Annotated in this window: 20 protein-coding genes and 1 other RNA gene; 3 read left to right on the top strand and 18 right to left on the bottom strand. The window is 40.9% G+C overall.

Translation table 11 applies throughout. The features are described from left to right. Positions 1–120: 120 nt before the first annotated feature. The 5 genes from I2E70_RS08555 to I2E70_RS08535 all read right to left on the bottom strand — a co-directional run bounded on the left by I2E70_RS08555 (position 121) and on the right by I2E70_RS08535 (position 4,101). Positions 121–1,545, bottom strand: coding sequence for a cell division site-positioning protein MapZ family protein (locus tag I2E70_RS08555; protein WP_049482720.1), 1,425 nt, complete (start codon positions 1,543–1,545; stop codon positions 121–123). A gap of 11 nt (positions 1,546–1,556) precedes the next feature. After that, the gene (locus I2E70_RS08550) at positions 1,557–2,714 is read right to left on the bottom strand and encodes a THUMP domain-containing class I SAM-dependent RNA methyltransferase (RefSeq protein ID WP_195424435.1); all 1,158 of its coding nucleotides are present in this window, start codon (positions 2,712–2,714) and stop codon (positions 1,557–1,559) included. A gap of 66 nt (positions 2,715–2,780) precedes the next feature. Further along, an RNA gene (gene rnpB, locus I2E70_RS08545) (RNase P RNA component class B) lies at positions 2,781–3,146 on the bottom strand. Positions 3,147–3,162: 16 nt separating this feature from the next. Further along, the gene (gene gpsB / locus I2E70_RS08540; RefSeq protein WP_049496141.1) at positions 3,163–3,504 is read right to left on the bottom strand and encodes a cell division regulator GpsB; all 342 of its coding nucleotides are present in this window, start codon (positions 3,502–3,504) and stop codon (positions 3,163–3,165) included. Between the two features lie 69 nt (positions 3,505–3,573). Next, complete coding sequence (locus I2E70_RS08535) at positions 3,574–4,101, bottom strand: DUF1273 domain-containing protein (RefSeq protein ID WP_023920293.1); 528 nt, start codon at positions 4,099–4,101, stop codon at positions 3,574–3,576. 64 nt (positions 4,102–4,165) lie between these two features. On the opposite strand from I2E70_RS08535, the gene recU reads away from it, so the two are divergent. Continuing rightward, the gene (recU, locus tag I2E70_RS08530; protein ID WP_003010355.1) at positions 4,166–4,759 is read left to right on the top strand and encodes a Holliday junction resolvase RecU; all 594 of its coding nucleotides are present in this window, start codon (positions 4,166–4,168) and stop codon (positions 4,757–4,759) included. Next, positions 4,760–6,877, top strand: coding sequence for a penicillin-binding protein PBP1A (pbp1a, locus tag I2E70_RS08525; RefSeq protein ID WP_195424433.1), 2,118 nt, complete (start codon positions 4,760–4,762; stop codon positions 6,875–6,877). It abuts the gene before it with no gap. A 432-nt stretch (positions 6,878–7,309) separates the two neighbouring features. On the opposite strand, the gene pepC is transcribed toward pbp1a, so the two are convergent. The 13 genes from pepC to rsmH all read right to left on the bottom strand — a co-directional run bounded on the left by pepC (position 7,310) and on the right by rsmH (position 21,131). Then, positions 7,310–8,644 carry an aminopeptidase C gene (pepC, locus tag I2E70_RS08520; RefSeq protein WP_195424431.1) on the bottom strand — a complete coding sequence of 445 codons (1,335 nt, stop codon included), beginning with the start codon at positions 8,642–8,644 and terminating at the stop codon, positions 7,310–7,312. Positions 8,645–8,711: 67 nt separating this feature from the next. After that, positions 8,712–9,218 carry a GNAT family N-acetyltransferase gene (locus I2E70_RS08515; protein WP_227038458.1) on the bottom strand — a complete coding sequence of 169 codons (507 nt, stop codon included), beginning with the start codon at positions 9,216–9,218 and terminating at the stop codon, positions 8,712–8,714. A 429-nt stretch (positions 9,219–9,647) separates the two neighbouring features. Further along, entirely contained in the window at positions 9,648–10,472 is an 825-nt protein-coding gene (gene nadE / locus I2E70_RS08510; protein ID WP_003010362.1) for an ammonia-dependent NAD(+) synthetase, read from the bottom strand. Further along, entirely contained in the window at positions 10,469–11,929 is a 1,461-nt protein-coding gene (locus tag I2E70_RS08505) for a nicotinate phosphoribosyltransferase (RefSeq protein ID WP_009732324.1), read from the bottom strand. The genes nadE and I2E70_RS08505 overlap by 4 nt, the downstream gene beginning before the upstream one ends. 138 nt (positions 11,930–12,067) lie before the next feature. Beyond that, positions 12,068–12,979: a thioredoxin-disulfide reductase gene (gene trxB / locus I2E70_RS08500; protein ID WP_195424429.1), complete on the bottom strand. Its 912-nt coding sequence runs from the start codon at positions 12,977–12,979 to the stop codon at positions 12,068–12,070. A gap of 58 nt (positions 12,980–13,037) precedes the next feature. After that, the gene (locus tag I2E70_RS08495) at positions 13,038–13,265 is read right to left on the bottom strand and encodes a DUF4059 family protein (protein WP_003003995.1); all 228 of its coding nucleotides are present in this window, start codon (positions 13,263–13,265) and stop codon (positions 13,038–13,040) included. A gap of 81 nt (positions 13,266–13,346) precedes the next feature. After that, positions 13,347–14,090, bottom strand: a complete 744-nt coding sequence (locus I2E70_RS08490) for an amino acid ABC transporter ATP-binding protein (RefSeq protein WP_003003991.1) — start codon at positions 14,088–14,090, stop codon at positions 13,347–13,349. Beyond that, on the bottom strand, positions 14,090–14,890 hold the full coding sequence (locus I2E70_RS08485; protein ID WP_070506166.1) for an amino acid ABC transporter permease: 801 nt from the start codon (positions 14,888–14,890) through the stop codon (positions 14,090–14,092). Before I2E70_RS08485 ends, I2E70_RS08490 begins: the two co-directional genes overlap by 1 nt. A gap of 196 nt (positions 14,891–15,086) precedes the next feature. Continuing rightward, entirely contained in the window at positions 15,087–16,430 is a 1,344-nt protein-coding gene (locus I2E70_RS08480; protein WP_195424427.1) for a DEAD/DEAH box helicase, read from the bottom strand. Between the two features lie 134 nt (positions 16,431–16,564). Then, the gene (mraY, locus tag I2E70_RS08475) at positions 16,565–17,557 is read right to left on the bottom strand and encodes a phospho-N-acetylmuramoyl-pentapeptide-transferase (RefSeq protein WP_195424425.1); all 993 of its coding nucleotides are present in this window, start codon (positions 17,555–17,557) and stop codon (positions 16,565–16,567) included. Position 17,558: 1 nt separating this feature from the next. Then, positions 17,559–19,841, bottom strand: coding sequence for a penicillin-binding protein PBP2X (gene pbp2X, locus I2E70_RS08470; RefSeq protein ID WP_155125291.1), 2,283 nt, complete (start codon positions 19,839–19,841; stop codon positions 17,559–17,561). Next, positions 19,834–20,169 carry a cell division protein FtsL gene (gene ftsL, locus I2E70_RS08465; RefSeq protein ID WP_021154536.1) on the bottom strand — a complete coding sequence of 112 codons (336 nt, stop codon included), beginning with the start codon at positions 20,167–20,169 and terminating at the stop codon, positions 19,834–19,836. The genes pbp2X and ftsL overlap by 8 nt, the downstream gene beginning before the upstream one ends. An 11-nt stretch (positions 20,170–20,180) precedes the next feature. Further along, positions 20,181–21,131, bottom strand: a complete 951-nt coding sequence (rsmH, locus tag I2E70_RS08460) for a 16S rRNA (cytosine(1402)-N(4))-methyltransferase RsmH (protein ID WP_003010377.1) — start codon at positions 21,129–21,131, stop codon at positions 20,181–20,183. A 150-nt stretch (positions 21,132–21,281) separates the two neighbouring features. On the opposite strand from rsmH, the gene I2E70_RS08455 reads away from it, so the two are divergent. After that, complete coding sequence (locus I2E70_RS08455; protein WP_003014929.1) at positions 21,282–21,461, top strand: hypothetical protein; 180 nt, start codon at positions 21,282–21,284, stop codon at positions 21,459–21,461. Positions 21,462–21,508: the final 47 nt, after the last annotated feature.

The raw sequence follows: 21,508 nt of genomic DNA, 5'->3' as shown, positions 1-21,508 counted from the left end.
CAGCCCTACTCAACTGTGCGGAGGTGGGACGACGAAATCGAATTCTAACGAATTACCGATTTCTGTCCCACTCTCTTTTTTATTGTCATTTTTCCCAAAAAGGGGATGTCTGATCAAGCATTAATAATCCAGAGCATCTGAATGACCTTTTCCGTTTCCTACGAAATAACCAGTCTTGGCATTGATACTAAAGAGATAGGTTCCATCTGGTTTGAAGAGGTTGTAATAGCCATTACCGTTAATGATATTGACACGCTCTAAAATGTATTGATTGCCAGTGATATGTCCACGTTTACGAGCAATATTCAATACTTTTTCAAGGATCCCATCACCAAATACCCAAGCTGGGTTATTGACATCATTGATAGCTGCTTGGTTATATGGCACACGACTCAAGTTCCGCTGAAGTGGGACACCATCACTTGGAAGACCGTACCCTGAATAGCCTGGACTTGCCGTTCCTGCACTACCTGTAGCAGCATTGACAGCTGGGGCCGTAGGTGTTGCTGCTTGAGCTGGGGCTGGGGTTGCATTAGAAGTATCTGTACCACCTGTTCCAGTCACTGGTGCCGGTGTCGCAACTTGTTGTGAACGTCCTTGCGCAACCGCTTCATTCAATAAGCTATCTAATTTTTCATTGCCTGTCTTTGTTTCTGCAAAGGTCGCATCACTTTTCGCTTTGGCAGTTGCATCAAGAACTCCATCTTTGATGACTGGAGAACTAAATTGAGAATTCACTTTTTGAATAGCAGAAACTTGCTTTACAAGGTCTTCATATTTTGTTTTAGCCGCATTATAATCACTGCTTCCTTCTAATTTGTCCAGCAGTTTCTTCAGATTTTCCAAGTCTCCGAATTTATCATTTTTAAGAGCACTTTTTGATTCATCTACAAAAAAGGCATCGTAGGCTTTGGTAAACTCTTCCAATTTTTGAGCTTGTGTTTCACTGCTACTTGATTTAGAAGTAGAAGATGACTTGCTAGATGAAGACGACACAACAGTTGTACCACCAGATTTTCCACGACTGTGCATCCAGTTATAGGTCACAAAAATGGCCGAACCGACAATCGCAAGACCTAATGCAGAGTATAGAACCGCTTTGATTCGTTTACCCGCATTGCTTGGTGTTTCCTCAGGAAGTTCCTCAGCTTCTACAATTGGTTCAGTTGGTGTGGGACCAAATTTAATCTTAGCAGGTAATTCAGTTGAGATAGCATCCATTTCAGGCCTTTGTTCCAAGACCGTTTCCGTCACTTCCGGCGCCTCCACTGCTTCAGCTACTTCAGCAACTGTTTCTGTAGCTGCCAACTCTTCAGCTTTAGCCAATTCTTCTTTGGCCAAAATCTTTGTGTCGTATTTTTCAGCTTCAATTTCTGCTCGGTGTTGTTTGATGTATTTGTCTAAGACATTATCACCTTCAGTTACACCTGCTTCGATTTCTTCTGCCTTTCGATTGGCCTGCCCAATCGTCATCTCTTTAGCATCTTCAAAATCTAAAATTGATTCTGTTTCTTGCTCTAATGGCTTTTTATCCTTCTCTGTCATAAAAATCCTTTCTATGCCTTAATCTGCCGTTTTACTCGTTCCCCAAAATATTGGTAGAGATCAACTTTTAGGGTTCCGTTATAAAGTTTTCGTTTTTTATCTGCTTTACCACCGAATTTAGATTCAAAACCTTCATCACTGGTTAAGATAAATTTACTCCAGGTTTTGAGAGGTGCAAATACGTGCCCCATTTCAGTATACAATTTCGTCACACCTTCATCATCAGATAAGCGTTCTCCATATGGAGGGTTGGAGATAATCACCCCGTTGATCTTATCTGAGTGAAGATCTTGGACTCGCATCTGTTTGAAAGTAATATCACTGCTAACGCCCGCTTTCTGTGCATTTTCTTTGGCAATCTCAACCATCCGTGAATCGATATCAGTTCCCATAATATCCAATTCGATCTCGCGATTGATTTTTCTGCTTGCTTCTTGACGGACTTCATGAATCAAGTGATCATCCATCCAGTTCCATTCTTCAAAAGAAAAGGTCCTACGTAAACCAGGTGCCATATTTCTCGCAATCATCGCCGCCTCAATACAAAACGTTCCAGAACCACATGTCGGGTCAATCAAGGGTTTATCTGGATACCAGTTTGACAGCAGAAGAATTGCTGCTGCCATATTTTCCTTAATAGGGGCTCCCCCTTTTTCAGTCCGATAACCACGTTTGAAGAGGCTACTACCAGTGGTGTCAATCAAGACAGTGGCTTGATCTTTAAGGATCGATACTTCAATCTTGAACTCTGCCCCATTTTCCATGAGAGGAACACCTTCTGGCCGGGCATAATGTTTTTGTAACTTTTTAACCACTGCTTTTTTCGAAATGGCCTGAACGCTAGGTTCATTATGAAGTTTTGATTTGACACATTTAGCCTTAGAAATAGGAAAACGTGCTCCTAAAGGCAAATAATTTTCCCAATCCAAAGCAAAGACACCTTGAAAGAGTTCTTCGAAGGTTTTGGCTGGAAAAGTCCCAACCACAATTTTCACTCGATCAGCCGCTCGCAACCAGAGGTTGGTTTCTATGATTGCTCGACGGTCTCCTTGAAATCGAACCCGTCCATTTTCAACCTGGCAATCGTAGCCAAGATCGCGTAGTTCTCGACCAACAACAGCCTCTATACCAGCAGCGGCCGTTGCAATCAATTCAAATTGTTTTTTCATCTTATTCCTATCACTTTAAAAAAGGAGGTTGAGATCTCTCTCCACCTCATCAACCTATATGCAATTTTCTATAAGCCATGTTTTGTTCCAGAAATGACTAGGTACCATTTCCTTTGATAATCATCTGTCTACTGTTTCCAGTCAGAATGCTATGTTCGTTTCCACGCATTCCATGCCCCGACCAAAGTTTGGGTTGCTAGCTTGAGGGGTTTACCGCGTTCCACTTTTTAGGTTTCCCTAAAAACTACGTCACTGTGGCACTTTCAGAGTTACTAGAGCTTATCCTTAGACTTAGCTCCTTCACTCGCCGTAACTTGAATACCAAGTCCCTAGGCTTATGGATTCACCTAGCACAAACACTACAGGCATCACAGCCTGTGCTAGCATGGACTTTCCTCATGAGAATATTCTCTCACGCGATTATCCAAAAATTGCACAATCTATGGGATTAATAATCGCGATCTACGATCTGTTTCCCAAAAACTTCTTTTTCCAAACGATTGAGACGTTTGAGAATATCAAAGTTCGTCGCTGTTGTCACTTGCGGGTATTCTTGCGTAGCAGTGCTAGCAATCGGAGATGTTTGTGGTGTTTCCTGTGCTTTTTGGGCAAGTTCTTCACGAAGGCGTGCGTTTTCTTCACGCAATTCCTTCACCAAAGCAGCATAGGTTTCATAGTCTTTTATGACATCATCCAAAAATTCATTTACTTCATCTTTATTATAACCACGAACTTCTCGTTTGAAATCTTGATCAAAAATATCTTTCGCAGTAAAAATAATACTCGCCATTACTCTCTCCAATCTAGTTCATCATCTCAATTATATAAAAAAATGGTAAGAAAAATCAAGGTATAACACTTAGTTTTCGTAAAAATTTTCAGCAAGTTCATTTAAGTCATCAAAACTTAATTGTTTGACATAAAATGGTTCTTTTTCTACCATCATTTTGTAAAGATATTTTAAATTGGTTTCATTTTCTGGATCATAAAAAACATAAGCTCCATCCGCGTTATCTATCAAAAACTGATTGTATTCTTTTAGTTGACCCGGATTGCTATAGTGTGGATAGGCATATTTCACGAAATCCACCTGTTTGAAGCGTGCTAATAATTCCTGATTGCTTTCATTCCAATTTTCGCCAACATTCTCAAATAGGAAGATCGTCGCCATTTGAAAATCGTAATCTTTTTTTAATGCAAAGGCGACCTCTAGTACCCAAGCCTCAAATCCCAAATTACCAGAAAAGACCAGCCATTTCACTCCTTCTTCAAATAGACGACGAAGATCTCTTTCAATGGCTTTTTTGATAATGGTCAGTCGAGGGTCTTTATTGGAAAAGACTCCCACATCAAAACTCTTATAACCTGCAACAAGTATGGTATTCATTTTTTCCTCATTATTCTAATTTATGATATAATAGAGTGATGTAATTGTACCAATAAGGAGAACTATGGTCAACTATCCACATAAAGTAGCCAAAAAAACCTTGGTCTCTACACAAAGGAAACATCCAGTCGACTTTGCGAATCGTGGGATGACATTTGAAAAAATGATCAATGAAAGCAATCAATACTATCTTTCTCGAGGTCTAGCAGTCATCCATAAAAAACCAACACCGATTCAAATCGTGAAAGTGGATTATCCACGTCGCAGTCGGGCAAAGATTGTTGAAGCCTATTTCAGGCAAGCCTCAACGACGGACTATTCTGGAGTATACAAGGGACGCTATATCGATTTTGAAGCGAAGGAAACACAGCAAAAGCAATCCATGCCGATGAAAAATTTTCATCAACATCAAATCGATCATATGGAGGCAGTTGTTCAGCAAGGCGGTATCTGTTTCGTTCTCTTGCATTTTGCAAAGTTGAGTGAAACCTACTTACTTCCTGCTCCTGCATTAATTCACTATTACAACATCGATCATGGTAGTAAATCCATGCCCCTCTCCTATATTCAGGAGCACGGCTTTCTAGTAGATAAGAATCGTCTTCCAAGCGTTCCTTATCTTGATATTATCGAACAGAAACTTCTAGGCGGTATTTAAATGAATAAACAAACAGTCATTCAATGGTTGAAATATGTTGCCATAGCAGCCATTTCATTTTTCTTACTTTTATTCGTCCTTGGCGGACTGATATTTGGTTATTATGCCATGAAAGCACCAACCTTGTCTGAAAAAGATCTGGTTGCCACAACATCTAGTAAGATTTATGACAATCAAAATAACTTGATTGCGGATTTAGGTGCTGAGAAACGAATCAACGTCTCAACAGACCAAATCCCAACTGATTTGGTTAACGCTATCGTGGCGATTGAGGACCACCGATTCTTCAATCACCGTGGAGTCGATATCATTCGGATTGGTGGCTCCTTCCTTCACAACTTGCGAGGAGGAAGCCAAGGGGGATCAACCTTAACGCAGCAATTGATCAAATTAACCTATTTCTCAACTTCCGCTTCCGATCGTACCCTATCACGAAAGATTCAAGAAGCTTGGTTAGCAACCCAACTAGAAAAGAAAGCAACCAAACAAGAAATCTTGACCTATTACGTTAATAAAGTATTTATGGCGAATGGGAACTATGGAATGCAGACAGCTGCAAAAAGCTATTATGGAAAAGACCTAAAAGATCTATCGCTCCCTCAAGTAGCGCTTCTAGCAGGGATGCCTCAAGCGCCGAACCAATACGATCCTTATTCTCATCCCGAAGCGGCACTTCAACGCCGAAACTTAGTTTTAAAAGAAATGCTCGATATGAAGTCCATTTCCAATAAACAATACGAAGCGGCAGTGAATACACCTGTTACAGATGGTCTTCAAAGTCTTAGCTCTTCAAGCAGTTATCCAGCTTATATGGATAATTACCTAAAAGAAGTGATCGAGCAAGTCGAAGAAGAAACGGGCTACAATTTGTTGACAACCGGAATGGATGTCTATACAAACGTGGATACAGAAGCTCAAAAGAAACTATGGGATATCTACAATACAGATGAATATGTCAATTACCCGGATGATGAAATGCAAGTAGCTTCTACCGTTATTGATGTCAATACTGGTAAAGTCATTGCTCAGCTGGGTTCTCGTCACCAATCCAGCAATGTTTCCTTTGGTACAAACCAAGCGGTTGAAACGAACCGTGACTGGGGTTCATCAATGAAACCAATCACAGATTACGCACCAGCTCTTGAACATGAGGAATATACCTCTACAGCAGCTACTACAACAGATGCGCCATACAACTTCCCTCATTCATCAACGCCTGTCTACAACTGGGACCGTTCATACTATGGTAGCATGTCCATTACCTACGCAATTCAACAATCTCGTAACGTGCCTGCGGTGAAGGCCCTGGAAAAAGTTGGTCTTAAACAAGCTAAGAAATTCCTCAATGGATTAGGGATCGATTACCCAGAAATGGTTTACGCCAACGCTATCTCGAGTAACACTAGCGATTCTAGCAACAAATACGGAGCCAGCAGTGAGAAAATGGCAGCTGCCTATGCTGCTTTTGCCAATGGCGGTACCTATTACAAACCATCCTATGTTAGTCGGGTTGTCTTTAGTGATGGCACAACCAAGGAATTTGAGTCCGAAGGAACTCGTGCAATGAAAGCAACAACTGCCTACATGATGACAGATATGATGAAGACAGTTCTCTTGTCTGGTACCGGTACAAATGCTGCCATTTCGGGAATCTACCAAGCTGGTAAGACTGGTACATCAAACTATGATGATAACGAGGTCAATAAGTTAACAAAAAATATAGGTTATTCAAGTATTGTGACACCAGATGAATTATTCGTAGGATACACACCTGAATATGCTATGGCCGTCTGGACGGGTTATTCCAATCGCTTTACACCAGTATTGGATAATGGAATACAGGTCGCAACGGATGTCTACCGTCAAATGATGCTCTATCTTGCTAATAATAATAACTCTGGTCATACGGATTGGACGCAACCAAGTGGACTGTATCGAAGTGGTTCTTATCTCTACTTAAACAATGGTAAGAACAACTACAATAACTACTACTATGAGCCAAGTTATTCCACTGATCAGTATTCGTATGAAGAACCATCGTCTAGCTCTTCGAACGAAGAAAATCCATCTAAACCATCTGAGCCTTCTTCACAAGAATCTAACAATCATAACGAATAATATAACAGAGAAGTCGGGCTTTTCGCCCGGCTTTTTTTTAACAATGGTTAAAAAACCAGAACGAATAAAATCTGATTTATTTAGTTAGACTTCCCAGCTTTTTTATTTTTGAGTATATAAAAAAAAGAGCCTTTCGGCTCTTATTAGAATGTAGACAAACTATTTTAAAGCAAAATAAGTTAAGTGATTCTGCAAAAAACAAAATTGAGTTCCAATATTTAAATCGATTTAAGAAAATACTGAAACTTTCCGCTGTGAGAAAAGTGCTTGAAACGTTATTGTTTCAGGCACTCGGAATTATTGAGACCTTAGACTCAATAATTAGTCATGGAACTTTAAAGAAGTTCGCTGACGTCCGTACTCACCTAAGGAAAGTTTTTAAGATATTTTGTCTTCAATCTGAAAAGAGCCTTTCGGCTCTTTTCTATATCATTATTTTGCTAAAGCTCCCATTGGATCCCACGGTGCTAGGACAATTGGTTCTGCTTCATAGGCTGCTAATTCGTCTGCTGTTAGGAATTCTTTACGAACCACGATTTGATAGGTATATTCATCCATCCAAGCATCAGAAGCCACAAAGTAACCATCTGTACCGACCTTGTCTCCCCATGAATTTTCAACCTTCCATTTACGAGGCTGACCTGCTTCGTCTAAATCAACCCCTGTCAAGACCATAGCGTGTGTCATGAGGCTTTCTGCATAGTCCAAGCGACCCGCCTTGTCTTGAACCAAATGAATGTCCATGCCTGCTTCAAAATCGTAGACATCTGTTGCCAGGATTCCGGCTTTACGGTTGCTGACTTGGCCTACATCTGAACCAAACCAGACAGTTTCTCCTGCTTTCATTTGAGCAATAGCTAATTCTTTCAATCGATCCATTGGAACATTTAGGTAGCGGACTGGACGGCTACCAACCACATTGCCCAGCATATCTACGGTGTAAGATTTTCCATATGGCTTGTCTGTAGTTGGGGCATTGATAATAGAGACGTAATCGTCTAATTGAAGGTCTACATATTTTTTGTAGAAGCTTTGTGGAGTTAACCCACTTTCGCTATGGAATTGGTTGTCCTTATCACGGTATGAAAAGTCAAATTCACGCGGAGGCAATCCTAAAGACATAGCCAAGAAGTTAAAGATTTCTTGCAACAAGGCTTGTTTCTTGCTCGCAACTGCCTCACTATCTGCGCCTGAGTGAATCAAATCACGCAAGATTTGCGCATCTTGACGCAAGAGTTTATTGAGGTAGGTGTTCAATTCCCGGCTATTGCTTGAAGAAATCGATTCTGGATAAACTGATTTTGGAACCACTCCGTATTTCTCAAAGAGGGATACCACCATATCCCATTGACCGCCATCTTGTTGTGGAGTTTGTAGGAGAAAAGCCACCTTACGGCTGGTCAACTCTTGGTCCGCTGTAGCAATCACTTGCTCCAAAAACCAGTTTGATTTTTCATACTTATCCCAAAAGAAAGTATGTGCTTGAGACAATTCAAAATCCTCCAATTGGAAGCTTGAAATCATCTTGTGACGGAAGGTATTTAAAGCCGCAAACATCCAACAACGTCCAGATGCTTTTTGGTTTGTCACCTTATCCTTGGTCAAATCAAGTGAAAAAACTGGTGTATTTTCTACTGCACTCTTGCGCGTTTCAAGCGATGCATGGATCCCATTGTGGGTAACAGCATTTTCAAGAGCCGCATATTTCACATTTGCTTCATAATTAGCATAGAGCTGGTCTGTAAATTCTTTCGTTAATTCTGACATAGCAATCTCCTTTTTTCGTTATTTACTATTATAATCCTTTGAGCAGAATCTTCAAGTAAAAATCACCCTATAGAGAGGGATTCTGTATAGAATAGATGATTTTATCCCCACAATATCCTTTGCGTTGAATGGCATGAGGGATGGTTTCTACATACTGCATTCCTGCCTTTTCCATGACTTTCCCTGAAGCAGGATTTAAACTGACATAAGTGGCTTTGATTTCTTTAAATCCGACTTTGTTCAATAAGAATTCCAAAACAGCTATGACGGCTTCTGTCATGAATCCCTGCCCCCAGAATTTCTTGCCAAGGATATAACCTAGCTCGCATGATTGACTTTCCTGGTCTTGAGAAACCACACTAATATCTCCAATTACCTGATCCGGTAATGTTTTCAAACAGATCGCCCATTTATAAGTATCTGGTTTACGATACTGTTCGATCCATCTTTTGATCGATTCTCTGGTTCTCTCAGAAGATGCATGGGCATCCCAGGTGACATATTTCAGGGTTTCAGGATCAGAAGCCCAATTTTCAAACATCGCTGGTGCATCCTCCAAAACGAAAGGCCTCATGTATAAACGCTCTGTCTCTATGACAAGACTTCAAAGATGATTCATAGATTGTCTCCCTTCATTTTTTTTTATGCAACTTGAACGTTGCAAGTTGGTTATTTTAATCTAGAAGAAAAGGACGGATGAAACCGCCCTTCTTTTTGATGCTTTTCACAATATTGTCTGGTGAGACTACGAAATCGAACTCTACGAATTACCGATTTCTGTCTAGTATTAATAGAAAAATTCTATTTGTATCCACCTCATCCATGAGCTTTTCAATGATACATTGACGCAGTAGCTGGCTGATTTGAACGGAGCTCTTTGAGCACCTTTCAAATCTAGACAGCCTTGCGGGGGTGAGACTACGAAATCGAACTCTACGAGTTACCGATTTCTTCCTCGTTCTCCTATTTTAAGACTCGGGCTAAAAAGGTCCACTGGACCTTTTTACTCCCAAAAATGATCAAATACTGTGATTGGCAAGTGGCGTTTGTGTTGGCCTTTGTACCACCATTTTTCAATAGTGGCTTGAGCTTCTGGGCTCACTTGTTTGCCTTCTAGGTAATCATCGATTTCATTATAGGTGACACCCAGCGCTACTTCATCTGCTATTCCTGGTTTTTCTTCTTCCAAATCTGCTGTTGGGATTTTCTCATAAAGAGCAGGATCGGCTCCTAAAGCCTTAAGCAATTGTTTTCCTTGGCGTTTATTCAAACGGAAAAGGGGCAAAATATCTGCACCACCATCTCCAAATTTTGTGAAGAAACCAGTAATATTTTCTGCAGCATGATCCGTCCCAATCACCGCTCCGCTACGTGCTCCAGCTAGAGCATACTGAGCAATCATGCGACTGCGAGCCTTAATATTGCCTTTGTTAAAATCAGAAACCTCTGTTCCAGTCGCTTCTACTGCTCGTACCATTTCGTCAGCAGACTCCTTGATATTCACAACCAGGCTAACATCCGGCTGGATAAAGGCCAATGCTTTTTGTGCATCTGCTTCATCTGCCTGTACCCCATAAGGAAGACGAACGGCAATAAATTGATAGGAGGCATCTCCTGTTTCTGCGCGCATTTCTTCCATGGCCAATTGAGCTAATCGTCCAGCAAGAGTTGAATCTTGCCCTCCTGAGATCCCTAATACAAATGTTTTCAAGAAGGGATGTTTTTTTAGATATCTTTTTAAGAAATCAACCGAGCGGCGAATCTCTTCCTGAGGATCAATGCTAGGCTTGACACCCAATTGTTGGATAATCTCTTCTTGCAAACTCATTTTGCTTCTCCTTCTCCATTGGCCTTGTTACGCATTTCCTCGATCAGGTCCATCTTATCCTGCCAAATATCTTTGGCCAAGTCAACTGGGTAATGCTGTGGATTGAGGACGCGCTTGTATTCATCCCATAATTGATCGTAATTTTTACGAGCATATTCTTGAATTTCTGATAATGTTGGCAGTTGATAAACCAATTGACCCTCTTTAAAAATATCCACTAAAAGAGGAATCGCCTCAAAGTTTCGGACTGTTTTATTAATGTAGGTATAAGTTGGATGGAACATTTTAAGTTCTGTCAGATGTGAAACATCTACTCCATCATAAGTGATGTAGTCCCCTTCTGACTTACCTTTTTCACGGCTCGTAATCCGCCAGACTTGCTTTTTACCTGGAGTAGAAACTTTCTCTGCATTATTGGAAAGCTTGATAGTATTGATCATCTCTCCTGCTTCGTTTTCAACAGAGACAATTTTGTATACCGCTCCAAGTGCTGGTTGATCGTAAGCTGTAATTAACTTGGTTCCTACACCCCAAACATCAATTTTTGCTTTTTGCATTTTTAAGTTGAGGATGGTATTTTCATCCAAGTCATTAGAAGCGTAGATTTTAGCATTTGTAAACCCAGCCTCATCTAATTGCTGGCGGACCTTTTTAGAAATATAGGCAATATCTCCTGAGTCAATCCGGACGCCTAGGAAATTGATTTTATCTCCCATTTCACGTGCTACCTGAATAGCTGCTGGTACCCCAATACGAAGGGTATCATAGGTATCGACGAGGAAGACACAATCTTTATGGGTTTCCGCATAAGCCCTAAAGGCCTGGTAGTCATTTCCATAAACCTGTACAAGAGAATGGGCATGAGTTCCTAAAACTGGGATTCCAAAGAGTTTTCCTGCACGAACATTACTAGTCCCATTGGCCCCTCCGATGACTGCCGCACGAGTGCCCCAAATGGCCGCATCCATTTCTTGCGCACGACGGGTTCCAAATTCCATCAAAGGCTCATCTTCAATGACTGAACGAATACGAGCAGCTTTTGTGGCTATCAAGGTTTGAAAGTTGACGATATTCAAAAGGGCTGTTTCCACCAATTGACACTGAGCCAGAGGGCCCTCTACCTGAACAATTGGTTCATTCGCAAAGACTAAGTCTCCTTCTTGAGCCGAGCGTACCGTCAATTCCAACTTGAGATCACGGAGATATTCCAAGAAGGCCCCATGATAACCAAGTGACTCTAAATAGGCAATATCACTCTCAGAAAAACTCAAGTTTTCCAAGTATTTCACAATTCTCTCTAAGCCAGCAAATACTGCGTAGCCGTTTTTAAAAGGCTGTTGACGAAAATAGACTTCAAATACGGCATGTTTATTGTGGATACCTTGATTAAAATAGACCTGCATCATATTGATTTGGTATAAATCAGTATGCAAGGTTAAACTGTCATCTGGATACATATGTATACCTCTTTTTTATAGATTTGTTCTATGAATTCCTACCATAAAATTAGTACCATTATAGCACATTTCAGTCCTATTGAATACTGAAAGGAAAGAATGAAAAAAATCTGAGACAGGAAGCTCAGATTTTTTGGATTAAAAGTTTTCTGTGATATATTTATAAACTTCTTGGCCAGCAATCGCACCGTCTCCGACTGCTGTCGTCACTTGACGCAAATCTTTTTGACGAACATCGCCAACCGCAAAAATACCTGGGACTGTGGTTCTCATATGATCATCCGTGACCACCCAGCCATTTTCATCTAAAATACCAAGTTCTGTCGCAAAATCACTGACAGGATCTAAACCGACATAGATAAAGACACCACCGAAGGCTTGCTCTCTAACCTCTCCTGTCTTCACATCTTTTAAAAGGACAGACGTTACTTTTTGTTCACCCTTAATTTCTTCAACAACCGTATTCCAAGCAAAGTGAATTTTATCATTGGCAAAGGCACGATCTTGAAGAACTTTTTGAGCACGCAATTGATCACGACGATGGGCAATGGTCACTGTTTTTGCAAACTGAGTCAAAAAGACAGCTTCTTCTACCGCAGAATCGCCACCACCAACGACCAAGAGATCTTCGTCTCTAAAGAAAGCTCCATCACAAACAGCACAGTAGGAAACCCCTCTACTATTCAGCTCCTCTTCACCAGGGACATTCAATGAACGGTGGTTAGAACCTGTTGCAATCACCACGGTTTTAGCTTCATATTCCCCATCATCTGTGACAATCTTTTTGGTTGCTCCGTGGTCTTCGATGCGCTCTACCTGACCAAACAAATGTTCCACACCAAGATTCTCCAAAGGCTCAAACATTTTTTCAGCCAAGTCTGGGCCACTAATATTCGCATAGCCAGGATAGTTTTCAATGTCAGACGTATTGTTCATTTGACCGCCTGGAATTCCTCTCTCAATCAATGCGACTTTTAAATTGCTTCGTGCTGCATAAAGGGCAGCAGTCATCCCTGCAGGACCTGCCCCAATAATCACTGTATCAAACATACTCAACCTCTTTCTGTTTTGTTGTAACCATTATAATTCTAACACGGTCTTTTTGCAATTATCGTGCTTGAAAGATAAACAAAATCCCTATGACCGCAAAGGTTAAAATAGGAATCGTCATGATATCAATTAAGAGGATATCATACAAATGGGCTTGTCGTTGCTTGGCTGTTTTATCTTTCTTCTTAAGGGCACGGTAGCCAATCCAAATACAAGAAGCGATCCCAACTAAAATCGTTGTCGTCACTAAACTTTGTAAATATAAGGACAATAATTTATTTAACATCACGACTCCAAATATTTTTACATTTTCAGAAAACAAACCCAGCTAGCATCGCCAGCTGAGTCTTACCTCTCCTCTATTATATCAAACATAGGTCCGTTTGTAACTAGCAAAGAATTCTTTTGTCCGTTCTTCTTTTGGATGTTGCATGATTTCCTCTGGTGTTCCAGATTCAATAATCCGTCCTTTATCCAAAAATAAGACCTTATCTGCTACTTGCGCTACAAAAGACATATCATGGCTGACCAGTACCATGGTTTGTCCTGATTTTGCCGCATTGGCAATGGATTTTTCAACTTCTCCAACCAATTCTGGATCCAAGGCTGAAGTCGGTTCATCCAGCAAAAGAACCTCTGGTTTCATGGCCAAGGCACGTGCCAAAGCCACCCGTTGTTTTTGTCCACCTGAGAGGTGACGAGGATAGTGATTTTCACGATCCGATAAACCTACTTTTGCCAGTTCTTCTCGAGCAATTTTCGTTGCTTCTTGATCGGATAGGCCCTTCACAACAATGAGCCCTTCTTTCACATTTTCAAGGGCTGTTTTTCTACCAAACAAATTAAACTGTTGGAACACCATGGCCAATTTTCTTCTTAAGGTCAAGATTTGATCTTGGGTAATGTGCTCAAAATCAACCTCGAAATCATCAATCTTAATTCTACCACTATCTGGTGCTTCCAAATAGTTTAAACTGCGTAAGAAGGTTGATTTACCAGCTCCCGAAGACCCGATTAGGGCCACGACTTCCCCTTTTTGAATTTCCAAACTTAGATTATTTAAAACCTTTTGACCTGAAAATGTCTTTGATAATTCTGAAATATAAATCATTAGATCCGGACCTCCTGATCTGGTAAATCAATTGCTACGGGAGTCTCAATATCCAGTCGACGTTCAATGTGACGGCCTAGTATTTCAATGAGAATGTTCACAATCCAGTAAACAATCGATACCGTGATAAAGCGTTCAAAGTACTTCAAATCGCTCCCCCCAATAATCCGTGCTTGAGCAAAAATTTCAACCACACTGGCACTAAAGGCGAGCGAGGTCCCCTTGGTCAAGCCAATGAGAGAGTTGATTAAAGTAGGAGTTGCAACGACTGCTGCATTGGGAATAATAATCCGGCGATAAACTTGACGGTTGGTCATCCCAAGACTACGTGCTGCCTCAATTTCACCAGGATCCACTGATAAAATGGCTGCTCGGATGGTCTCACTCGCATAAGCCGCCTCATTAAAGGCAAGAGCCACAATTGCAAATAACTCAGCTGGAATGGCATTAATATTAAAAGCTGTTCCATAAGACTGATTTATCGCTTTTAAAATAAGAGGAATCCCATAATAGGTCAACATCAACTGAACCAACAAAGGAGTCCCCCGTAAAAAACTGACAAAAACAGCTTGAATCGGGTAAAGAATTCGTACACGATTAATTTTGACCAGAGCAAAAATCATGGCAAAAATAATCCCAAAAAATGCGCCTCCTAGGGCTAGTAAAATCGTCACAGGCAATTTTCCTATGACAGACGGAAATGCATCCAATACGGCTCTCAAACTAAACAGCTTGCTATCTGGAACGTGTTTTAAAAAGTCAGCATACCAGTTGGCAGCTAAAAGATTAGTTGTAAACATTTTTGTTACTTCCTTTCTCGAACATAAACATTCTATCACATTCACTATCGGAATTCCAAAAATTGCTACAGAAATAGAAAAATGATAGACTACTCAAATTTAGTCTATCATAATTTTAGACAAGTTCCTAATAGTTTTTCTTTATGGAGTTCATAAAGAAAATCTATGTTTTCTTCTGAACATGTGAAAGAAGGGGTTAGAAAGTTTGGCGTTTGGCCTTTCGTTCCGCCCGACCACGCGCACGGTTTTCAGCTCGCTTAGCTTTTCTCCGCTTTTCATCAACTGCCCATTTGATTTTTTTCTTGTAGCCTGGTTTGATTTTTTTCTTTTTCTTCTTCACCAGACCAATCATTTCGATGTCGAGTTTCTCTTGCTTTTTCTCACGATTGGCCCGTCTATCCCGATCATAAGTATCTTCAATAACCCCATTTTTCAACACTTTCGGAACGAAACGAATGCCCATTTTTTCTAGTTCACGGATATCTGAATCATCACTCGGTTGATAAAGAGTAATAGCGACACCCGGTAGACCATTGCGTCCTGTCCGGCCTACACGGTGAACAAAGAAGGAAAGATCTTGTGGAATAGCATCGTTGATGACATGACTCACCCCTTCGATATCAATTCCACGAGCCGCCAAATCGGTGGCCACAATATACTCAAAATCAAGATTTTTAACCTGATTCATGATCCGTTTCCGTTCACGTGGTGGGATATCTCCGTGAATCTTCGCCACTTTCAATCCCTGAGCCACCAGATAGGCATGAAGGTCATCTGCTCTCGTTTTGGTATTGACGAAAATCATGGCCAAATAAGGTTGCAAGGTCTTGGTCAATTGGTAAATTTGCTCATTTTTATCCCGACCCTTGGTCGAAACCAGCCAATTATCGATGGTATCTGAAATCACCGTCTTGGTTTTAATCTGCTCCATGACTGGGTTTGAGAGATATTTTTTCAAGAAAGGCTGTAATTTCTGCGGAATGGTGGCTGAAAAAACTAAAAATTGCAGTTGTTGCGGAAGCCTTGAAGCAATCTTATCCACGGTTGACAAGAATCCCATGTCCAGCGTCATATCTGCCTCATCTACCACAAAGGTATGGGCCTTATGAATAGCCAAATCTCCAGATGCAACCAGATCATAGATCCGACCTGGAGTTCCAATCACGATATGTGGTTGCTTGACCTGGAGTTTTTCAATCTGACGGCTTTTATCCGTTCCTCCAACATAATTCACAATCCGAATCTCTTTGTCAGAATGACTAGCGATTTGACGAGCAGCTTGGTAAATTTGCGTCGCCAACTCCCGACTAGGAGCCGTGATGACAGCTTCAACTTGTTGGCTGTCTTCATTTAATGTTTGAAAAATCGGCAAGAGGAAAGTATGAGTTTTCCCAGAACCTGTCTTTGACTCTCCCACCAAATCATTTCCAGCTAGGACAATCGGAATTAGTTTTTCCTGTACTTCGGTTGCTTCTCTAAAATTGATTTCTTTCAGTGCCTCTTGAATATAGGGCTTAAAATTAAACTCTGTAAATTTCATTTTCTCAGTTCCTTTCATGATCTCTATTATTATATCAGAAAAGCTGTCTTCTTGCCTCTCTTATGAGTCATTTTTCCTAACCAGCGAAGTCTCTCTGAGTCAGTAAAAAAACGATGGGCAAGCCCACCGTCGTTTTATAGGTAGAGAAGGACTAGAGTCACGACACTTGTTACCAAGGCAATGGTCCACATAAAGGCATCCACTTTCCATTCTGACCAGTTTCGGCCATTGCCAGAAAGGCCACCCAGTTCTAAATGATGGTGGAAAGGAGTCATTCGGAAAATCCGACGTCCTTCTCCATAACGTTTCTTGGTCCATTTGAAATAGGTCACTTGTAGCATCACTGAACCTGTTTCAATGACATAGACCAGACCAATCAAGAGTAGCGTCCACTCAACATGCAAAGCCATTGACAAGGCTGCAAGCATCCCTCCAAGAGCTAGACTACCGACATCGCCCATAAAGATTTTAGCCGGCTTGTGGTTGAAGACAAAGAATCCTAGCAAGGACCCAATCATACTCAAGGTGACAAAGAGAATGTCCCATTTTCCTTGCATATAGGCAATAAAGGAATAGGCACTCAGGCTAATAGCAACGGAGATGCTGGCTAATCCATCAATCCCATCTGTCAAATTGACCGCGTTTGAAAAACCAACCAACCAAAACAAAGCAAAGAGAATGTAGAAATGGCCCAAGTAAAGATCGTAACCAAAGACATTTAAAAGGCTTCCTGCACCGTGGCGTTCAGAAAAAATATAGAAGATGATTCCACCAACAAGTTGAAGGGCCAATTTTTGTTTTGGATTGAGACCTTCATTAATCTTACGAAAAACTTTTAAAAAGTCATCCAAAAATCCAACAATTCCATATAGAATCAAGATAAATAGAATCAGTTGAACAGGGCGCGTGAAATTTCCAGTCAATACGGTAACGACAAAACTAACTAGAACGGCTGTAATGAGAAATACAACTCCACCCATTGTCGGAGTGCCAGCTTTCGCTTTGTGTTGTTTCACATCTTCGTGCATTTGTTGCCCGGAAATATGAGCACGATGGTAAAATCGAATAAAGGCTGGAATAGCAGCCACTGTTAATAGAAACGATACAAGGATCGTAGCAATATACATCTTAGTCTCCTAATGTTAACGTAATCTTTTTAGTTTTATTGAGTGAGGTGTTCATTTTGACACTTTGTTTGGTTACTTTCTTTCCACTACCTTTATAGGTAATCTCAATTCCAGTCCATTCTCCAAAGATGTCCGCATTTTTCTTTGTCCAACCATACATATCCGGAACCGCATCAAAGTCTTCTGTCAATAACAATACTTGCTGATTGGCTTTGACTTTAGAGCCTACATCCACAGACATCTTGCGGATATTTTTCCCGGTTCCTAGGACAATTGGCTGCACCAAATTGCGACGCAATTCCTCTGAATAAGCACCTGGGCTCAGATTTTGTTTCAGATTCAACTCCTTAGAGAGAGTTTCTACTGAAGGGATTTTGTAGGTCGTTTCTTTGGTCACATCATCCAAAGTTGGTGCCTCTGATGTTAGATGCAATTCGTCTTTTAAAGCAACTGCATCTTCCAAAATAGGATTGACCAGCTCTTCCCAGCTGGTGAATGAGAATTTCACTTCTGGTTGTTGGACCGTCACATACATGATGAATTCAGGATCTTCTGCAGGTGTCATGGCTACAACCGAGTAGATATAATCATTTTCTCCTTGCAAGTATCCTTGATCTGTCGCCATTTGGGCAGTCCCTGATTTCACCGCAACGTTTTGACCGGGTACCTGAATGATGGGTCCATCACTGTACAAGGTTCCATACTCTGGATCTGTTCCGACGGTGATCATATAGTTCCGTGTCTGTTGTGCAGCTGATCCTGAAACTGGTTTTCCAACAACTTCTTTTTTTGATTTGCGGGCTGTGTCTGATTTTTTATCGTAAATAGCACTAATAAACTTCGGCTCCAACATTTGTCCATCATTAGCAATGGCACTAAAGGCCCGTAACATTTGAGTTTGACTGACGGAAATCCCTTGACCAAAAGAAGACATGGCTTGACTGACATAGTTATCCCCTGGAAGACCCCCGTAAGCTTCATTTCCCATTCCAAAACGAGTTGGTAGACCGAATTTAAAGCGGGTTAAGTAGTCCATCCAGACAGCATTTCCCATCTTTTGCTCCAAGCGGGTCATCCCCACGTTACTTGAGTAAGCAAAGCCTTGTGCGATATTCATATAGCGACCTTCAGACAGTCCCATATTGACATCCCAGTCACGGATCGTCGCATCTTTTACTTGTAGTTCGTTACTGTAGTATACTTCATTATAGGCTGGGAAGGTTCCATGATCAATCGCCGAAGCTAATAACATGACCTTCATGGTTGAACCTGGTTCATATTGATCTTGATACAGGATGGTATTCCAGGTTTTCAAGTTTTTCAGATCCAGCCCTTGTTTGGTATCCGCATTATAGGAAGGACGTTGCGTTGTCGCAAGGATTTCTCCTGTTTTTGCACTCACAAGAGTCGCACTAACATACTTTCCTTTTACTTTTTCTTGGAAAACATCCATTCGCGTCTCAAGGTAGGTTTGTAATTCTGCTGAAATGGTCGTATAGACATCTTTTCCATCTTCTGTTTTGACAGAAACCTTATCTGAACCAGGAACGATATTGCCGTTTCGGTCTTTATCATAGGTGATAACCCCATTTTGTCCAGCGAGAATACGATCGAGGGATTTCTCCATCCCTGATTGTCCCTTCAGGGTTTTATTCCCCTCTTTATCTTCTTGAAGAGAGGCCTGACCTATAAATTGAGAAGCAAAAACTCCATTTTTATAGCTTCGATTTGGACTGGTTGTAAAGGCAACCCCTTCAATCTTCGCCGCTTCCATGGCCTCACGGATGGCTGTCATATTACTATAAGTTATGCCGTTTCCGTTCGAGCCAAAAGAAACCTGTTTCAATTTCTTTTGCGACAACTGTTGAATGACGTAATCCTCATCCATCCCTAAGTACTGCTTAAAGATTTCTGCTACTTTTTTAAATTGGCTCTCTTCTACATAGAGGATTTTCCCAGTTGCTGATTTGTACTTTTTATCAATAATAGCATAAACGTTATAGGTCGTCGCATCTTCAGCAATTACTGCTCCATTTCGGTCGTAGATCGTTCCACGTTTTGCAGGAACAATGACCGTCTGCTCATGGACTTTTTTGGCTTGATCCGATAAGGTCACACCAAATTTTTTGTCAGTCCCAATGATCATTGCAAAATTAATCAGAAAGAGAAAAAAGAGGAAAATCGCCAGTACACTGAGATTTTTCCCAACTTGTTTTCGATTCTGATCCGGCAAGCGACGTTTCTTTATCGAATACCCGATCAAAAATTTTTTGAATTTATTCATCACTACTTGCACTCACTGTTTTTCGATTTTCTTTTTGCAGCTTCATTCCTTGGGAGCTAGCCAACTGTGATAAGCGGTCATAACGTGTTAATTCATTGACCTCTTGACGAACATCTGCTAATTCCGTCTTCTTGGCTTCTAGTTCCGTATTCAAATCAGTCAATTCACTTTGAACTTGTAAAATCCGTGTCTGCATAAAGACGATACTAATGGCTAAAATAACAGCTGTTAGGACAATCGACCCATAAAAAGCCTTTTCTACTCTAGAGAAACGGCGAAAGCGGTCTTGTAGTACCTGTGTTCTTGTTCTCTCATTTCTTGCTGCCATATCAATTCCTCTTACTTGTGTATTTTTCGAGCAACCCGTAATTTTGCTGAATGAGATCGATTATTTTCCTCAAGCTCTTCTTCACTTGGCAAAATAGGTTTCCGGTTGACTAACTCCATCTTTGGTTTCAAATCATCTGGAATAAAGGGAAGCCCCTTTGGAACCTCAACCGTCGAAGCTTCTTTAAACAATTGTTTGGTCAATCGATCCTCTAACGAATGAAAGGTAATCACAGAAATACGACCATCGAGGGCCAACAAATCCATGGCTTGCTGAATCGATTCATCCGCCGCTCCCAGTTCATCATTGACTTCGATACGAATGGCTTGGAAGATCTGTTTAGCAGGATGACCCTTTTTCTTGAGCTCCTTAGCTGGTTTAGCAGATTTAATAATCTCTGCTAATTCAGTCGTCGTTTCAATCGGTTTAATTGCTCGTGCTTGCTCAATTTTCCGCGCAATTTGCTTGGAAAATTTGTCCTCTCCATATTTGAAAAAAATACGGACTAGATCATGGTAATCGTAGCTATTTACGACCTCATAGGCTGTCAAGGAAGCTTCTTGATTCATCCGCATGTCTAACGGCGCATCTTTCTTGTAAGAAAATCCGCGTTCCCGTTCGTCTAACTGAGGACTAGAGACACCTAGATCATAACAGATTCCATCAATTTCAGTCACACCCAATTCGTTTAGACGTTCCTTCAAATGACGAAAGTTATCCTTAATGAAGGTCACCATGCCTTTCTCGATGAATGGAGCTAAACGAATCTTAGCATTCTCAATCGCATGCTGATCTTGGTCAAAGGCATAAAGATGGCCCGATTCATTTAATTTTGTTAACAAATATTCGCTGTGGCCTGCTCCACCCAATGTGGCGTCTACATAGATCCCATCTGGCTTAACATCCAGCATATCGATCGTTTCATGAAGCAAAACCGTTACATGATGAAATTCTTTACTCATATCTTTACTATTTTACCACAAATGGGACCAAGATGCACTCCTGAAAGAAAATTCACTAACTAACCCTATCGGACCTTTTCAGATTCTATAAAATACCTAGAAAGGCTTGATTTTATTTGTTTCCTCTAGGATTTATGATACAATACTCTTATGAAAATAAGAAAACAGATTCTCATCCCACTTTTATTGGTCGATGCTATCGCTCTCTACTTTTTTCTAACCACTATTGAGGCTTGGATTTTTTGGCTTGCTGCCCTGATCCTAGTCGGCTCACTTTGGTGGCTCAAAAAAGCCATTCAAGGACAAAAAACAGAGATGGAAGAAAAATAATTTCTTCCATCTCTGTTTTTCTTTTGTTCCCTCCAAGTAATTCCTTA

This window comes from Streptococcus parasanguinis (genome assembly GCF_015556095.1).
GTDB classification, from domain to species: domain Bacteria; phylum Bacillota; class Bacilli; order Lactobacillales; family Streptococcaceae; genus Streptococcus; species Streptococcus parasanguinis_Q.
Note: the sequence above shows the minus strand (reverse complement) of the source record. Positions and strands in the feature narration are given on the sequence as shown.

Bases quoted from the DNA above. Each gene is read 5' to 3' on its own strand.
- I2E70_RS08555 (WP_049482720.1), bottom strand. From the start codon at position 1,545: ATGACAGAGAAGGATAAAAAGCCATTAGAGCAAGAAACAGAATCAATT.
- I2E70_RS08550 (WP_195424435.1), bottom strand. From the start codon at position 2,714: ATGAAAAAACAATTTGAATTGATTGCAACGGCCGCTGCTGGTATAGAG.
- gpsB (WP_049496141.1), bottom strand. From the start codon at position 3,504: ATGGCGAGTATTATTTTTACTGCGAAAGATATTTTTGATCAAGATTTC.
- I2E70_RS08535 (WP_023920293.1), bottom strand. From the start codon at position 4,101: ATGAATACCATACTTGTTGCAGGTTATAAGAGTTTTGATGTGGGAGTC.
- recU (WP_003010355.1), top strand. From the start codon at position 4,166: ATGGTCAACTATCCACATAAAGTAGCCAAAAAAACCTTGGTCTCTACA.
- pbp1a (WP_195424433.1), top strand. From the start codon at position 4,760: ATGAATAAACAAACAGTCATTCAATGGTTGAAATATGTTGCCATAGCA.
- pepC (WP_195424431.1), bottom strand. From the start codon at position 8,644: ATGTCAGAATTAACGAAAGAATTTACAGACCAGCTCTATGCTAATTAT.
- I2E70_RS08515 (WP_227038458.1), bottom strand. From the start codon at position 9,218: ATGAGGCCTTTCGTTTTGGAGGATGCACCAGCGATGTTTGAAAATTGG.
- nadE (WP_003010362.1), bottom strand. From the start codon at position 10,472: ATGAGTTTGCAAGAAGAGATTATCCAACAATTGGGTGTCAAGCCTAGC.
- I2E70_RS08505 (WP_009732324.1), bottom strand. From the start codon at position 11,929: ATGTATCCAGATGACAGTTTAACCTTGCATACTGATTTATACCAAATC.
- trxB (WP_195424429.1), bottom strand. From the start codon at position 12,979: ATGTTTGATACAGTGATTATTGGGGCAGGTCCTGCAGGGATGACTGCT.
- I2E70_RS08495 (WP_003003995.1), bottom strand. From the start codon at position 13,265: ATGTTAAATAAATTATTGTCCTTATATTTACAAAGTTTAGTGACGACA.
- I2E70_RS08490 (WP_003003991.1), bottom strand. From the start codon at position 14,090: ATGATTTATATTTCAGAATTATCAAAGACATTTTCAGGTCAAAAGGTT.
- I2E70_RS08485 (WP_070506166.1), bottom strand. From the start codon at position 14,890: ATGTTTACAACTAATCTTTTAGCTGCCAACTGGTATGCTGACTTTTTA.
- I2E70_RS08480 (WP_195424427.1), bottom strand. From the start codon at position 16,430: ATGAAATTTACAGAGTTTAATTTTAAGCCCTATATTCAAGAGGCACTG.
- mraY (WP_195424425.1), bottom strand. From the start codon at position 17,557: ATGTATATTGCTACGATCCTTGTATCGTTTCTATTAACAGTGGCTGCT.
- pbp2X (WP_155125291.1), bottom strand. From the start codon at position 19,841: ATGAATAAATTCAAAAAATTTTTGATCGGGTATTCGATAAAGAAACGT.
- ftsL (WP_021154536.1), bottom strand. From the start codon at position 20,169: ATGGCAGCAAGAAATGAGAGAACAAGAACACAGGTACTACAAGACCGC.
- rsmH (WP_003010377.1), bottom strand. From the start codon at position 21,131: ATGAGTAAAGAATTTCATCATGTAACGGTTTTGCTTCATGAAACGATC.
- I2E70_RS08455 (WP_003014929.1), top strand. From the start codon at position 21,282: ATGAAAATAAGAAAACAGATTCTCATCCCACTTTTATTGGTCGATGCT.